Origin of the sequence: Bradyrhizobium sp. CCBAU 45389, from assembly GCF_028128625.1 — a bacterium.
Taxonomy (GTDB): domain Bacteria; phylum Pseudomonadota; class Alphaproteobacteria; order Rhizobiales; family Xanthobacteraceae; genus Bradyrhizobium; species Bradyrhizobium liaoningense_B.
In genome coordinates this window covers 52472-65810 of the sequence record NZ_LBIY01000073.1, presented here as the reverse complement: position 1 = coordinate 65810, position 13339 = coordinate 52472, and the positions used below count along the sequence as shown (strand labels likewise).

Genomic DNA, 13339 nt, shown 5'->3' with positions numbered 1-13339 from the left:
AGTCATCGTGCGAGTTGGCAACTCCGAGTCCCCGTAACCACATCCGACGGTGGTTATGGGTCCTGGCTTTCGCCAGGACGACGCGGGGAGAGAGTTGCGTTTGCAACGAAGGTGAGTAGCCCGGATGAGCGCAGCGATATCCGGGACCTTCTTTCTTTGCGGAACCCCGGATGTCGCTGCGCTCATCCGGGCTACACGTTCGTAACTTGCCTCACGCGCTCCTTGCCAGCGCGCCGTCGATCATGTTGACCGCGTTCTGCACGCCGTACACCGCGACGAAGGAGCCGAAGCGCGGACCCTTCTCCTGGCCGAGCAGCACCTGGTAGAGCATGTTGAACCAGTCAAGCGTGACGCCGGGGCGGCCGTCCTTGCCCTTCTTGACCTGGTCGAGGAACGGCTCGCGGCGGCCGATCTCGTAGACGACGTTCTGGATGTCTTCCGCGGAGGCCTCCTGCGGAAGCTGCGAGAGCGCATCGCGCAGATCCTGCAGCGCCGCGCGCTCGCTGTCCGTCGGCACGCGGAACTGCTTCGTCGGCGCGACGAAGTCGCGATAATAGTTGATGGCATAGCCGACCATCGCATCGAGCTTGGGATGCGTCTGCGGGCTCACGCCGGGACGATAGCGGCCGATGAAGCCCCACAGCGTCTCGGCGTTCTCCGCGTTCGACGACGACACCAGCGTCAGCAGCAGCTGGAAGGTGACGGGCATGTCGCCCTGCGGCGGCTTGCCGTTGTGGATGTGCCAGACCGGATTGCCGAGCTGCTGCTTGCCGTCCTGTTTGGCAAAGCCGTCGATGAATTGCTGGTAGTCGTCGACGTTGCGCGGGATGACGTCGAAATACAGCCGCTTGGCCGCCTTCGGCTCGCGGTACATGAACAGCGACAGCGATTCCGGCGAGGCATAGCGCAGCCATTCGTCGATGGTGAGGCCGTTGCCCTTCGACTTCGAGATCTTCTGGCCCTGCTCGTCGAGGAAGAGCTCGTAGTTGAAGCCTTCGGGCGGCGTGCCGCCGAGCGCCTTCGCGATCGCGCCGGAGAGCTTCACGGAATCGATCAGGTCCTTGCCGGCCATCTCATAGTCGACGCCGAGCGCGACCCAGCGCATCGCCCAGTCGGCCTTCCACTGGCATTTTACATTTCCGCCGGTCACCGGCGTTTCGACTTCCTGGTTGGTATCAGGATCGACATAGGTCACCGTGCCGGCCGCGACGTCGCGGCGGATCATCGGCACCTGCAGCACGATTCCCGTGGTCTTGCTGACGGGGAGGAACGGCGAATAGGTCGCGCGGCGGTCGGGGCCCAGCGTCGGCAGGATGATCGCCATCACCTTGTCGTAGGCCGCTAACATCTTCAGCAGCGTCGCGTCGAAACGGCCTGATGTGTAGTAGTCGGTCGAGCTTGCGAATTCGTAGTCGAAGCCGAAATGATCCAGGAACGCGCGAAGCCGCGCATTGTTGTGGTGCCCGAACGACGGGTACTCGTTGGAGAACGGATCCGGCACCCGCGTCAGCGGCTTGCCGAGATGCGCGGCCAGCATCTCCTTGTTGGGGACGTTGTCGGGCACCTTGCGAAACCCGTCCATGTCATCGGAGAACGCGAGCAGGCGCGTCTTGATCTTGTCCTCGGTGAGCACGCGGAAAGCGTGGCGCACCATCGAGGTGCGCGCGACCTCACCGAACGTGCCGATATGCGGCAGGCCCGACGGCCCGTAGCCGGTCTCGAACAGCACCTCGTCCTTCGGGCTTTTCTTCAGCCGCGCGACAATGGCCTTCGCCTGCTCGAACGGCCAGGCGTTGGATTGTTCGGCGAGCGCACGCAGGTCGCTCGGGCTCATGCTGGGATCGATAACGGACATCAAGGGGCCTCCGGGCCGCGGAAAATAGCGATTTCCGGGCAGAATGCAAAAGTTGCAGAGCAACTAACGCGGGAATCGTAGGGTGGGCAAAGCGAAGCGTGCCCACCATTCTAGAAGACGTGGGCACGGCGCTGGCGCGCCTTTGCCCACCCTACGGCAGTTCGCTCGCCGCTAGCGCGACGAGATGAAGCGATCAAAACGGGCTCACCGAGAAATAGCGCAGCCACAGGTCGGTGTAGCGGCCTTTTTCCCAGACGCGGAACAGGGCCCAGTTCAGGGCCTGGCGCAGCACGTCGTTGCCCTTGCGGACGGCGATGCCGATGCCTTCGCCGAAGAAGCGGCTCTCGACGAAGGGGCCGCCGGAGAAGGCGCAGCAATCGCCGGAATCCGTGCCGTTGATCCAGAACGCCAGCGAGATGGCATCGCCGAAGATGAAGTCGACCTCACCCTTGCGAAGCGCGGCGCGCATCGCGTCGTCGTTGGGATAGGGGTGCAGCTCGGCGTCGGTGAACATCGCCTTCAGATACGCCTCATGCGCGGAGCCCGCGATGACGCCGACCTTCTTGCCCTCGAGATATTCGGGGCGGATCTCCGGCATCACCGCATCCTTGCGCGAGGCGAAGCGCGCCGGCACGCGGTAATAGGGATCGGTGAAGTCGACGCGGGCGCGCAGCTGCGGGCTCACCGCCATCGAGGCGATGATGGCGTCGCCGCGGTTGGAGGTGAGCGCGTCGACCAGGGTCTCGAAGCGGCGCATCTGCACCGTGCAGGTGACCTTGATCTCGTCGCACAGCGCGCGGGCGAGATCGACGTTGAAGCCGGCCGGATTGCCGTCGGCGCCGGTGTAGTTGAACGGCGGATAGTCGGTCTCGGTCAAAAAGCGGATCACGGTGAGGCGCGACAGGTCCGGTCGCTCCGGGCGCCGGCGCGGGTCCCAGAACCCGGGCACGGCCTGGGGGGCAGCCTGGGGCGCGGCTTGCGGGGTCGCCTGGGGCGCCGAGGGGGGCTGCTTGGCCGGGGCCTGGGCGTTCGCGCTCGGCAGGCCTGTGAGCAGGCACAGGCCGGCAGCGAGCCCTGCCAGCAAGCCACGGACAGATTTGAACGATTTCGCCTGTTGCGATGGAGCCATCGGCCGAAAGCAATGAATTTCGTTGGGATCGGAGGGCCTTATAGACCATCCACCCGGGAACGCGAGCGCCGATTGCGGCCAGGGTGAGGCTCAGAGATACCGCTTCAGGTCGGCCGCCGCCTCTTCCGGGGTGCGCTTCAGGTTGAACGGCGAGACGAAGCGGCCGTCGCGGTCCATCAGGTAGATCAGCGCGGTGTGGTCCATGGTGTAGTCGCCGTCCTTGGTCGGGACCTTCTTGGCATAGACCCGATAGGAGGTGATGACCTTGGCGGTCTCGGCGGGATCGCCGCTAAGGCCCGCGAGGTGCGGATCGAAGCTCGACAGATAGTCCTTCATCGTCGCGGGCGTGTCGCGCTCGGGGTCGACCGAGATGAAGACGGCATTGACCTTGTCGGCGTCCTTGCCCATCGCGCGCATCACTTCCGAGATCTCGAACAGCGAGGTCGGGCAGACGTCGGGGCAATGGGTGTAGCCGAAGAAGATCAGGGTCGGCTTGCCCTTCAGGCTCTTGTCGGTGACGGCCTTGCCGTTCTGGTCGGTGAGCTGGAACGGGCCGCCGATCGCGGCGGGCTGCGCCACCTTGCTGACCCCGCCCATGGCCCAGAACATGATCAGGAGCCCGAGGACGAGGCTTGCGGCAAAGGCGGTCGCGATCACCAGCGGACGGGCGGCGGAACTCATAGAAAACTTCCTGTCGGGTCAGAAGCAGGCGGCGAAACCGGTCCTGATCATTTCGAAGAACACCTGGCTGCCGTAGTGGAACCACAGCGCCAACGCGCCGATCACGACCAGCCCGCCGGCACCCGCGCCCGCCAAGAGCAGCACGGACGGCGTCCGGCCGGCAGTAGGCGAATTGTCCTGTAGCGGATGTCCCGGGTGCAGTGGTTGAGCCATGACAACGATGGGGGCGAAGGCCCCGGTTCCCAGGCTTTCAGATAGGCTCTAGCCCGCCTGCGGGCAAGGCGCCGCCAGCGGACAAGGCGCCGCTGGCGAGCCAAATGACCCCGTCATGCGGCGAATTTCAGTGGAGGAGCTGGCCCCGGGCCGTCTCGACCTGCTCCACTTGCGGGAGGGACCGGCGCGACGGCTTGATCGTCGAGGCCTGGGCGTCGAGGTAACAAGGTCTGTACATGGCCTGGAGCTGCTTCCCCCTCAGGAACAGCATGTGCGGGGTCAGGCCGCCGCGCTGCGCGATCCAGCGTTTCACCTGCGAGGGATACATCGCGTAGAGCATCTGGGTTGCTTCGGGATTGGTGACGGCGCGGCCATTGGTGCCGAAATCCCAGGCGGCGTGGAAGCCGAGCGTCGCGCTCGAGGTCACGCAGATGCGGTCGTGGGGAATGGCGCCGAGGACGATGGTGCAGGCTGAGGCGCAGAGGCCGTCGATGATGACGGTCTCGCCCGATTGCCTGAGGTCCTGGTATCTGTCGACGTAGGTTCCAATCCGGCCGCCGCGGTCATCCGCGATCCGAACCACTGCGTGAGAAGCCCCCATGCCCGCGATCAAGAGAACCGCCGCAAGCAACCCCGTCAGAAACTTCATTGTCCCCCGCCCCGGTCGAATTCGAATCTGCGTGTCAGTTGGTGATGCAGTGCTAGCGTCCGTCGTAACCAAGGTTTTGTCTAGGCAGGTCGGCTGGATCAAAACAAATTCAAATCCAGTGTTGCGTCCGCGCTGCACCAAGCCGGTCTCTATCCCAAACTGGAACAAGTTAATGAGGTCTTACGCGCCGCGCCCTTGATCTCAGTTACGAGCGCTGGCTTCAATCCGGGCAATTACCGGGGGAACTCATGGAGGGGGAAACGCATGGCTGAGGAAACGGACGTCATCGTGGTCGGCGCGGGACTGTCGGGCCTCGTCGCCGCCACCGAGATCGCCGACGCGGGCAGGCGCGTCATCGTTGTGGACCAGGAAGGCGAGCAGTCGCTCGGCGGCCAGGCGTTCTGGTCGTTCGGCGGATTGTTCCTGGTCGATTCGCCGGAGCAGCGCCGGCTCGGCATCAAGGACTCCTTCGACCTCGCCATGCAGGACTGGCTCGGCACCGCCGGCTTCGACCGCGACGAGGATTTCTGGCCGCGCCAATGGGCCGAGGCCTATGTCGCCTTCGCCGCCGGCGAGAAACGCGACTGGCTACGCGCGATGGGCCATCGCCTCTTCCCCGTGGTCGGCTGGGCCGAGCGCGGCGGCTATGACGCGATGGGCCACGGCAATTCGGTGCCGCGCTTCCATGTCACCTGGGGCACCGGGCCCGGCATCGTCGAGCCGTTCGAGCGCCGTGCGCGCGAGGCGATGAAGAGCGGACGCCTGATCTTCAAGTTCCGTCACCGCGTCGATGCGCTCTCCATCACCAATGGCACCGTGGATGGCGTCAGCGGCGCCTTGCTCGCGCCCGACACTGTCGAGCGCGGCAAGAGCTCCTCGCGCAATGTCGTCGGAGAGTTCGCGCTGAAGGCGCAGGCCGTGATCGTGGCGTCCGGCGGCATCGGCGGCAATCACGAGCTGGTGCGGGCGAACTGGCCGAAGCGGCTCGGCGAGCCGCCGAAATTCATGATCTCCGGCGTGCCCGAGCATGTCGACGGCCGCATGATCGGCATCACGGAAAAGACCGGCGCGCGCCTGATCAACCGCGACCGCATGTGGCATTATGTCGAGGGCATCCAGAACTGGTCACCGATCTGGCCGCGCCACGGCATCCGCATCCTGCCCGGGCCTTCGTCGATGTGGTTCGACGCGACAGGCGCACGATTGCCGGCGCCGCTGTTCCCCGGCTCCGACACGCTCGGCCAGCTCAAATACATCATGTCGACCGGCTATGATTATTCCTGGTTCATCCTGACCCAGAGCATCATCAAGAAGGAATTTGCGCTGTCGGGATCGGAGCAGAACCCCGACCTGACCGGCAAGAGCTGGCGCATGACGCTTCGCCGCGCCACCAACAAGGGCGCCCCCGCGCCGGTGGAAGCTTTCAAAAGCCATGGTGTCGACTTCATCGTGCGCGACAAGATCGAGGACCTTGTTGCGGAGATGAACAAGCTTGCCGGCAGTGACCTGCTCAAACTCGATCACATCAAAATGCAGATCGAGGCGCGCGACCGCGAGATCGCCAATCCTTACGTCAAGGATGCGCAGGTCATGAACATCCACAATGCGCGGCGCTATATCGGCGACAGGCTGATCCGCACCGCTTCACCGCACCGCATCCTCGATCCCGCGCAGGGGCCGCTGATCGCGGTCAAGCTCAACATCCTCACCCGCAAGACGCTCGGCGGTTTCGAGACCGATCTCGACTCGCGCGTGTTCGGCGCAGAGGGCAGCGTCATTCCCGGCCTCTACGCGGTCGGCGAAGCCGCGGGCTTCGGCGGCGGCGGCGTGCACGGCTATCGTTCGCTGGAAGGCACCTTCCTCGGCGGCTGCCTGTTCTCGGGCCGCAATGCCGGCCGTGCGGCGGCGAAAGCGGTGGGATAGATCATGCGGCGGTGGATGCAGATCGGGATGTTTCTTGCGGCGTTGACCGCCGCCTCGGCCGCATCCGCCGACATCATCGACGTCAACGGCGTGAAGCGCTCCTACACATTGCAACTGCCCGCGAAGAGACTCGTGCCGCTGGTGGTCGTGCTGCACGGCAAGACCCAACGCGGCGCCGACATGATCGCGCGGACAGCGTGGCCGCAGGTTGCGAAACGTGAAGGTTTCGCCGTGGTTTTTCCCGATGGCCTCAACCATGCCTGGGCCGATGCGCGGACCAAGGCGGGCCCCGCGCTCCGCGGCCCGCCCGATGGCACCGACGACGTCGCCTTCATCGCAAAGCTCGTCGAGAAGCTGGTGGCGAACGGCACCGCCGACCCGAAGCGCGTCTATGTCGCCGGCATCTCCAATGGCGGCGCCATGGCGATGACGCTTCTCTGCGCACGGGCCGATCTGTTCGCCGCCGGCGCCAGCGTGGTCATGAACCTCACCGAAGAGGGCGCGGTCACCTGCCATCCGTCGCGGCCGCTGCCGATGCTGCTCATGAACGGCACCGCCGACCCGCTGGTGCCTTACGAAGGCGGACGCGGATCGAGTTACTTTGCCGCAGACGGATTCTGGTCGACCGAGGAGACGCTGGCATTCTGGCGCAAGCTCAATGGCTGCGAGGCAGACGACGCGGCCACGGTCGATCTGCCTGAGAAGAACCCCGGGGACCAGTCCACGGTCGCGCGGATCACCTCGCGCTGCCCGAAGGGCCATGACGTCGTGCTCTATCGCGTCAATGGTGGCGGCCACCGCATGCCCGGCTTTGCTCCAGATGCTCGCTTCCCGCGGGTCGCGACAAGCCTGCTGGGGCCGCGAAACGGTGACATCGACGGCGCCGAGACGATCTGGGCGTTCTTCAGCCAGTTTCCGTGACGCATGCATCGGCGGCAACGCATGCATGCCCGGCAACGCATGCGTGCCCGGGGTGGCACGGCGCAGGCCGCTGGGCTAGACAGGGCCGCCATTCCACCAGGAGATCCCAAATGAGCATTCAGCGTTTTGAAACCGGCCCGCGCATGAGCCAGGCCGTCGTGCACGGCAACACCGTCTATCTCGCCGGCGTCGTCGCCAACAACGCGGCCGGCGAAAGCGTGACCAAACAGACCCAGGATATCCTGAAGACCATCGACGGCCACCTTGCCAAGGCCGGCACCGACAAGTCGAAGCTGCTCTCGGCCACGATCTACATCACCGACATGAAGACCTTCGGCGAGATGAACGCGGTGTGGGATGCCTGGGTCTCGCCCGGCAACACCCCGGCCCGCGCCACCGTCGAAGCCAAGCTGGCGGCCCCGCAATACACCGTCGAGATCATGGTGACGGCCGCGAAGTAACCTTCGCAAACCAGACACATGCGAATGAAGCGCGATGAGGCCATCATCGCGCTTCATTTTTTTGCACGTGCCGATGACCTCCGAGGTAATCGATCCGCGCGCGCAAACCTTCGATAGTGGCGGTCAGCCGGACACGGCGCCATCGAAGGAGAGCAACATGACCGACCACACCGCCATCGCCCACTGCTATATCGATCTCTGGAACGAGCGCACGACGAGCCGCCGGCGCGAGCTGCTGAGCGAGACCTGGACGGCGGACGCGAGCTATGTCGATCCCCTGATGAAGGGCGACGGCCCCGATGGCATCGACGCGCTGATATCAGGCGTGCAGCAGCGTTTTCCCGATTTCAGGTTCAAGCTGATCGGCGAGCCCAACGGCTACGGCGACCACGTGCGCTTCAGCTGGGGCCTCGGTCCTGACGGTGTCGACAGTCCGATCAAGGGGACGGATTTCGCCGTGCTGAAGGACGGACGGATCCGGAGCGTGACGGGTTTTCTGGACCAGGTGCCTGCGGGGGCGTGAGATCTATCTTACCCTCCCCTGGAGGGGGAGGGTCGGCTCGCATGGCGCGCAGCGACATGTGAGACGGGGTGGGGTGACAGTCTCTCCACCGAAGCAGTGCCCGTGTGGAGAGATCACCCCCCCGCTCGCGCTACGCGCGATCGACCCTCCCCTCCAGGGGAGGGTGGGAGCTCGCGGCTTCGTTCTAACCTACGATCCGCAACCGATACGCCACCCTCGCATTCTCCCCGAACGCCCTCTCGCGCACATTCGGCCCCAGCTTCGCCAGACACGCCTCCAGCGCGCCCTTGATCTCGCCGTAGTTGCCCGCGAGCAGGCACACTGGCCAGTCCGAACCGAACATCAAACGGTCCTCGCCGAAGCATTTCGCGGCGTGCGCGACGAACGGAAGCAGCCGCTCTGCATCCCAATCATCCCACTTGGCCTCCGTCGCCAGCCCCGAGATCTTGCACCAGACGTTGCCGCAGGCAGCTAACGCTGCGATGCGGTCCCTCCATTCGTCGCTTCCGCCATCGGCGATCGGCGGCTTGGCGGCGTGATCCAGCACGAAGCGCGCTTGCGGGAAGGCCTGTGCGGTTGCGATCGCGGCAGGCAGCTCGCGGGCGCGAACGAGGAAATCGTAGGCGAGATCGCGGGCGAACATCGCGGTGAGGCCGCGCTGGACGTCTTCGCGCAGCAGCCAGTCAGGATCGGCCTCGTCATGGACCTGGTGGCGGATGCCCACCAGCTTGTCGCCGCCGGGCAATGCGCGCAGCCGGTCGAGCGTTTCGCCGAGATCGCCGTCGGTCAGATCGGCCCAGCCGACGACACCAACGACGGACGGTGTTGCATGCGCGATCCGCAGGAACTCCTCGGTCTCCTCCAGCGCGGAGCGGCACTGCACCACGATGCTGGCGTCGATGCCGTTCGCCTCTAGCAGCGGCGCGAGATCGGCGGGGCCGAAGGCGCGGCGGATCGGCGCCAGCTCGGGCGCGTCCATCCAGGGATAGTCGGCGCGCACTGGATCCCAGAAATGCTGATGGGCGTCGACGATCATGGCTTACGCTCCACCGGGCAGCGGCGCGCGGGCGTCGACGAGGTTTCGCGCGCGCAGCTCCTGCCAGAACGCCGGCGGCACCGCCGTCTCTGACATCGCGATGTTGTCGGCGACCTCGCCGGCATTGCGCGCGCCCATCACCGCGACCGTCACCGCCGGATGGGCCATGCAGAACTGCAGCGCGGCGGCCTTCAGCTCGGTGCCGTGCTTGCGGCAGAGCTCATCGAGCGCGAGCGCCCGCGCGACGAGCGCCGGATCGGCGTCCTGATAATTGAACTTCGCACCCGCGTGCGGATTGGCCAAAATGCCGCTGTTGTAGATGCCGCCGAGCAGGATGCCGATATTCCTGGCCGTGCAGACCGGAAACAGGGCATCCAGCGCGCCCTGGTCGAGCAGCGTGTAGCGGCCGGCGAGCAGGAAACAGTCGACCGAAACAGCTTCGGCAAAGCGGACCGGCATTTCCGACTGGTTCATGCCGGCGCCGATCGCGCTGACCGTGCCATCGGAGCGCAGCCGCTGCAGCGCGCGGAACGCACCGGTGACGGCCTCGTCATAGTGATCGTCGGGATCATGCACCAGCAGGACGTCGACGCGGTCGAGCCCGAGGCGGGCAAGACTCTCCTCGACCGAGCGCATCACGCCGTCGTAGCTGAAATCGAACACCGGCCGCTCGCGCGGCGTGCCCTTGTAATGCTCGTCCTCGGCGGCGCCGCCATCGGGGGCGCGCAGCAGGCGGCCGACCTTGGTCGAGATGGCATAGGACTCGCGCTTCTGCTGCCGCAGGAACGCGCCCAGCCGCCGCTCCGCGAGGCCAAAGCCGTAGAGCGGCGCGGTGTCGAAGAAGCGGACGCCGAGCGTCCAGGCTCTTGCGAGGGTCGCCTCCGCATCGGCATCGCTGACAGGCGCAAACAATCCGCCGAGCGGGGCGGAACCGAGCCCGAGTGAGGTGACGTCGAGCGAACCGAGCCGCGAGCGTTTCATTCCAGTCTTCCAATTTTCTTCTGGCAGTCCAAACATCATCTCCCCCGCTTGCGGAAACCGCAAGCGGGGGAGGCACGCAGGAGCACGGGGCTGGCGGCGCTCCTACTTCAGCATCTGCGCGACGTTGTCCTTGGTGACGAGATCGAGGCCGGTGTAGACGATCTCCGGCACCTTCTCGCCCTTCTTGATAGCGAGCAGCGTGTCCATCGCCTTCTCGCCCATCTCGAACGGACGCTGGCCGACCAGCGCATTGGCGTAGCCGTCACGCAGCAGCTCCAGCTGCATCTTCAGCGTATCGGCGACAACCAGCGTGAACTTGCCGGAATCGATGTCCTTCTTGTTCCTGGAGGCGAAGGCCTTGAAGCCCTCAGGGGCGAACATCGGCCAGCCGCCGATGGGAACGATCGCGGCGAGGTCGGGCGTTGCGGTTCGCATGTCCGTCATCTGCTGGACCGCGAGCGCTGGGTCGTCGTTGCAGAAGGTCGGCGAGCCCGCGACCTCGGTCCATTTCGAGCCCTTCAGCGCCTCGCGCACGCCGTCGACGCGCTCGGCGAGGTTCTTGGCGCCGGGACCGCCCGAGACCATCGCGTACTTGCCGCCGTCGGGCCGCAGCTTCAGCAATTCCTTGCCGAGGGCGACGCCGAACTCCTTGTTGTTGGTGCCGATATAGGCGATGCGCTTGGAGCCTGGTGCATCCGCATCGAAGGTGATGACGGGAATGCCGGCCGCGGTCGCCGCCTCGATCGACTTGGTCATGGCGGCGACGTCGGCGACCGAGATGGCGAGGCCGTCGACCTTCTGGGTGACGAAGTCCTGGATGATCTGGGCCTGCGTCGCCGGCTCGTGCTCGACCGGCCCCTTGTAGATGCACTCGATGTTGCCGAGCTCCTTGGCACGCTTCAGGCAGCCGTCGCGCGCGAAGTCGAAGAACGGGTTGTTCATCGCCTTGGGCACGATGACGAAGCGGTAGTTCGCGGCGAACGCCGGCGTCGCCATCATCGCAACGGCGATGCCGGCCAGAAGCAGTTTCCTCATTGTCTCCTCCACCCTTGTTTGGTGCCCATCCCTTCGAAAGCGCCCGGGAAGTGGACAGGCGACATTTTCGTTGCCTTCCCGGGATGACGTCACGTCAGGTCATCCGCGAACGGATGCGATCGACCAGAACGGCCAGGATGATGATCACGCCCACTAGCGTCTGCTGCCAGTAGGAGGAGACCTGCGCCAGCACGAGGCCATTGCGGATCACCTCCAGCAGCACGCAGCCGACGATGGCCCCGAGCGGGCCGCCGATGCCGCCGGCGAGGTTGGCACCGCCGATCACGGCGGCCGCGATCACGTTGAGCTCGTAGGAGGTCGCCATGTTGGCCGGCGCCGATCCGAGCCAACCGGAGATGATGATGCCCTGGAGCCCTGCCGCGAGCGCGCAGATCACATAGACCTCGATCTTCACCCGCACCACGGGGATGCCGGTCAGCTCCGCCGCCTTCTCGTTGCCGCCGAGCGCGAAGACGTGGCGGCCGAACGCGCTGTGGTGCAGCACCACCGCCATCGTCAGTGCGAGGACCACGAGATAGATGAAGGGCACGGGCACGCCGAGCACGTCGCCCGAGGTGAGCGCGTAGAAATAATCGGCATCCGGCCCGCCCGGAAAACTGCCGCGACCGTTGGAGACGACATAGCCGAGCCCGCGTACGATCGAGAGCATGCCGAGCGTGGTGACGAAGGGCGACAGGCCGAGCACGGCGATGCAGAAGCCGTTGACGAGGCCGGCGATCAGCGCGACGCCGAGGCCGGCGAGGATCGAGACCAGCAGGATCAGGCCGGGCACATTGGCGAGCACGGTCTTGCCGTCGGCCGCCATGTGCACCAACGGCGAGCCGGGCGCCGACAGCTCGGTCATCACCATCGAGGTGATCATGGCGGAGAAGCACATCATCGAGCCGACCGAGAGATCGATGCCGCCGGTGATGATGACGAAGGTGACGCCGAGCGTGGCGATGGCGATGAAGGAAAAATTCTTCGCCACATTCTGCATGTTGCCTTGGGTGAAGAAGTACGGGCTGGCGAAATGCATGATCACCAGCAGCACGGCGAGCGCCAGCAGGACGTAGCCGGTCTGCGAGGCGAAGATGCCACGCTGCCACCATCTGATCTTGCCGACGTTGGAGAAGGTGATCGGGGATTCCATGGGCATGGCCATCACGCCGCCTCCTTCGCGCCGGTGATGAGGGCGGTGACTTCCTCCGGCGAGGTCTCGTGGATCGGCTTGTCGGCCCGCTTCTCGCCGCGGCGCATGACGATGACGCGGTCGCACACGGCAAACACGTCGGGCATGCGGTGCGAGATCAGCATCACGGCGACGCCCTGCTCCTTGAGCCGGTGGATCAGGCCGAGCACCTGCTCGACCTGGCGGACCGAGATCGCGGCGGTCGGCTCGTCCATCATCACCAGCCGCGCATTGGAGAGCCGTGTCCGCGCGATCGCGACGGCCTGGCGCTGGCCGCCCGACATCTGCTTGACGAGATCGTCGGGCCGCGTCTCCGAGCGCAGCTCGCCGAACAATTCCAGCGCGCGCGCCGCCATTGTCTTGTGGTCGAGCAAGGCGATGGGTCCGAATTTGCGCTTGAGCTCGCGGCCGAGGAAGACGTTGGCGGCCGCGGTGAGATTGTCCGATAGCGCGAGATCCTGGTAGACGACCTCGATGCCGACGGCGCGCGCATCGACGGGACGATTGAAATGCACTGCGCTGCCGGCAAAGCGCATCTCGCCATGCGTGGGGCGGAAATTGCCGGCGATGATCTTGACCAGCGTCGACTTGCCGGCGCCGTTGTCGCCCATCAGCCCGACCACCTCGCCGGGGAAGACCTGCATGTCGACGTCATGCAATGCGCGGATTGCGCCAAACTCCTTGCCGATGCCGGTGAGCTCGAGCACCGGTGTCGCGTCAGCCTTCGTCATCAGCGGCGT

Annotated in this window: 14 protein-coding genes; 4 read left to right on the top strand and 10 right to left on the bottom strand. The window is 65.5% G+C overall.

What is annotated here, in order from left to right; genetic code table 11:
• Window positions 1-211 precede the first annotated feature (211 nt).
• The 5 genes from XH79_RS09120 to XH79_RS09100 form a co-directional block, all read right to left on the bottom strand.
• Window positions 212-1855 (bottom strand): lysine--tRNA ligase, encoded by a 1644-nt coding sequence (locus tag XH79_RS09120; RefSeq protein WP_271581452.1) that lies wholly within the window; start codon window positions 1853-1855, stop codon window positions 212-214.
• A gap of 193 nt (window positions 1856-2048) precedes the next feature.
• On the bottom strand, window positions 2049-2984 hold the full coding sequence (locus XH79_RS09115; protein WP_271581451.1) for a transporter substrate-binding domain-containing protein: 936 nt from the start codon (window positions 2982-2984) through the stop codon (window positions 2049-2051).
• A gap of 90 nt (window positions 2985-3074) precedes the next feature.
• The gene (locus XH79_RS09110; RefSeq protein WP_271581450.1) at window positions 3075-3665 is read right to left on the bottom strand and encodes an SCO family protein; all 591 of its coding nucleotides are present in this window, start codon (window positions 3663-3665) and stop codon (window positions 3075-3077) included.
• Between the two features lie 18 nt (window positions 3666-3683).
• The gene (locus XH79_RS09105) at window positions 3684-3809 is read right to left on the bottom strand and encodes a hypothetical protein (RefSeq protein WP_271581449.1); all 126 of its coding nucleotides are present in this window, start codon (window positions 3807-3809) and stop codon (window positions 3684-3686) included.
• Window positions 3810-4005: 196 nt separating this feature from the next.
• On the bottom strand, window positions 4006-4527 hold the full coding sequence (locus XH79_RS09100; protein ID WP_212340886.1) for a hypothetical protein: 522 nt from the start codon (window positions 4525-4527) through the stop codon (window positions 4006-4008).
• A 264-nt stretch (window positions 4528-4791) separates the two neighbouring features.
• On the opposite strand from XH79_RS09100, the gene XH79_RS09095 reads away from it, so the two are divergent.
• From XH79_RS09095 to XH79_RS09080, 4 genes are all read left to right on the top strand, one after another.
• A complete protein-coding gene (locus tag XH79_RS09095) occupies window positions 4792-6450 on the top strand; it encodes an FAD-binding dehydrogenase (protein ID WP_271581448.1) in 1659 nt (552 codons plus the stop codon).
• A 3-nt stretch (window positions 6451-6453) separates the two neighbouring features.
• Complete coding sequence (locus XH79_RS09090) at window positions 6454-7371, top strand: extracellular catalytic domain type 1 short-chain-length polyhydroxyalkanoate depolymerase (RefSeq protein WP_271581447.1); 918 nt, start codon at window positions 6454-6456, stop codon at window positions 7369-7371.
• A 110-nt stretch (window positions 7372-7481) separates the two neighbouring features.
• Window positions 7482-7832, top strand: a complete 351-nt coding sequence (locus tag XH79_RS09085; protein WP_183245665.1) for a RidA family protein — start codon at window positions 7482-7484, stop codon at window positions 7830-7832.
• Between the two features lie 157 nt (window positions 7833-7989).
• A complete protein-coding gene (locus tag XH79_RS09080; RefSeq protein WP_271581446.1) occupies window positions 7990-8355 on the top strand; it encodes a nuclear transport factor 2 family protein in 366 nt (121 codons plus the stop codon).
• 184 nt (window positions 8356-8539) lie between these two features.
• Here XH79_RS09080 and XH79_RS09075 read toward each other — a convergent pair whose 3' ends face one another.
• The 5 genes from XH79_RS09075 to XH79_RS09055 all read right to left on the bottom strand — a co-directional run bounded on the left by XH79_RS09075 (window position 8540) and on the right by XH79_RS09055 (window position 13330).
• Window positions 8540-9391, bottom strand: coding sequence for an amidohydrolase family protein (locus XH79_RS09075; RefSeq protein WP_271581445.1), 852 nt, complete (start codon window positions 9389-9391; stop codon window positions 8540-8542).
• A gap of 3 nt (window positions 9392-9394) precedes the next feature.
• Complete coding sequence (locus tag XH79_RS09070) at window positions 9395-10372, bottom strand: aldo/keto reductase (RefSeq protein ID WP_271581444.1); 978 nt, start codon at window positions 10370-10372, stop codon at window positions 9395-9397.
• Window positions 10373-10474: 102 nt separating this feature from the next.
• Window positions 10475-11407, bottom strand: coding sequence for a sugar-binding protein (locus tag XH79_RS09065; RefSeq protein ID WP_026312292.1), 933 nt, complete (start codon window positions 11405-11407; stop codon window positions 10475-10477).
• A 94-nt stretch (window positions 11408-11501) separates the two neighbouring features.
• On the bottom strand, window positions 11502-12572 hold the full coding sequence (locus tag XH79_RS09060; protein WP_271581443.1) for an ABC transporter permease: 1071 nt from the start codon (window positions 12570-12572) through the stop codon (window positions 11502-11504).
• Window positions 12572-13330 carry an ATP-binding cassette domain-containing protein gene (locus XH79_RS09055; protein WP_271581442.1) on the bottom strand — a complete coding sequence of 253 codons (759 nt, stop codon included), beginning with the start codon at window positions 13328-13330 and terminating at the stop codon, window positions 12572-12574. The genes XH79_RS09060 and XH79_RS09055 overlap by 1 nt, the downstream gene beginning before the upstream one ends.
• Window positions 13331-13339 lie beyond the last annotated feature (9 nt).

Bases quoted from the DNA above. Each gene is read 5' to 3' on its own strand.
- XH79_RS09120 (WP_271581452.1), bottom strand. From the start codon at position 1,855: ATGTCCGTTATCGATCCCAGCATGAGCCCGAGCGACCTGCGTGCGCTC.
- XH79_RS09115 (WP_271581451.1), bottom strand. From the start codon at position 2,984: ATGGCTCCATCGCAACAGGCGAAATCGTTCAAATCTGTCCGTGGCTTG.
- XH79_RS09110 (WP_271581450.1), bottom strand. From the start codon at position 3,665: ATGAGTTCCGCCGCCCGTCCGCTGGTGATCGCGACCGCCTTTGCCGCA.
- XH79_RS09100 (WP_212340886.1), bottom strand. From the start codon at position 4,527: ATGAAGTTTCTGACGGGGTTGCTTGCGGCGGTTCTCTTGATCGCGGGC.
- XH79_RS09095 (WP_271581448.1), top strand. From the start codon at position 4,792: ATGGCTGAGGAAACGGACGTCATCGTGGTCGGCGCGGGACTGTCGGGC.
- XH79_RS09090 (WP_271581447.1), top strand. From the start codon at position 6,454: ATGCGGCGGTGGATGCAGATCGGGATGTTTCTTGCGGCGTTGACCGCC.
- XH79_RS09085 (WP_183245665.1), top strand. From the start codon at position 7,482: ATGAGCATTCAGCGTTTTGAAACCGGCCCGCGCATGAGCCAGGCCGTC.
- XH79_RS09080 (WP_271581446.1), top strand. From the start codon at position 7,990: ATGACCGACCACACCGCCATCGCCCACTGCTATATCGATCTCTGGAAC.
- XH79_RS09075 (WP_271581445.1), bottom strand. From the start codon at position 9,391: ATGATCGTCGACGCCCATCAGCATTTCTGGGATCCAGTGCGCGCCGAC.
- XH79_RS09070 (WP_271581444.1), bottom strand. From the start codon at position 10,372: ATGAAACGCTCGCGGCTCGGTTCGCTCGACGTCACCTCACTCGGGCTC.
- XH79_RS09065 (WP_026312292.1), bottom strand. From the start codon at position 11,407: ATGAGGAAACTGCTTCTGGCCGGCATCGCCGTTGCGATGATGGCGACG.
- XH79_RS09060 (WP_271581443.1), bottom strand. From the start codon at position 12,572: ATGGCCATGCCCATGGAATCCCCGATCACCTTCTCCAACGTCGGCAAG.
- XH79_RS09055 (WP_271581442.1), bottom strand. From the start codon at position 13,330: ATGACGAAGGCTGACGCGACACCGGTGCTCGAGCTCACCGGCATCGGC.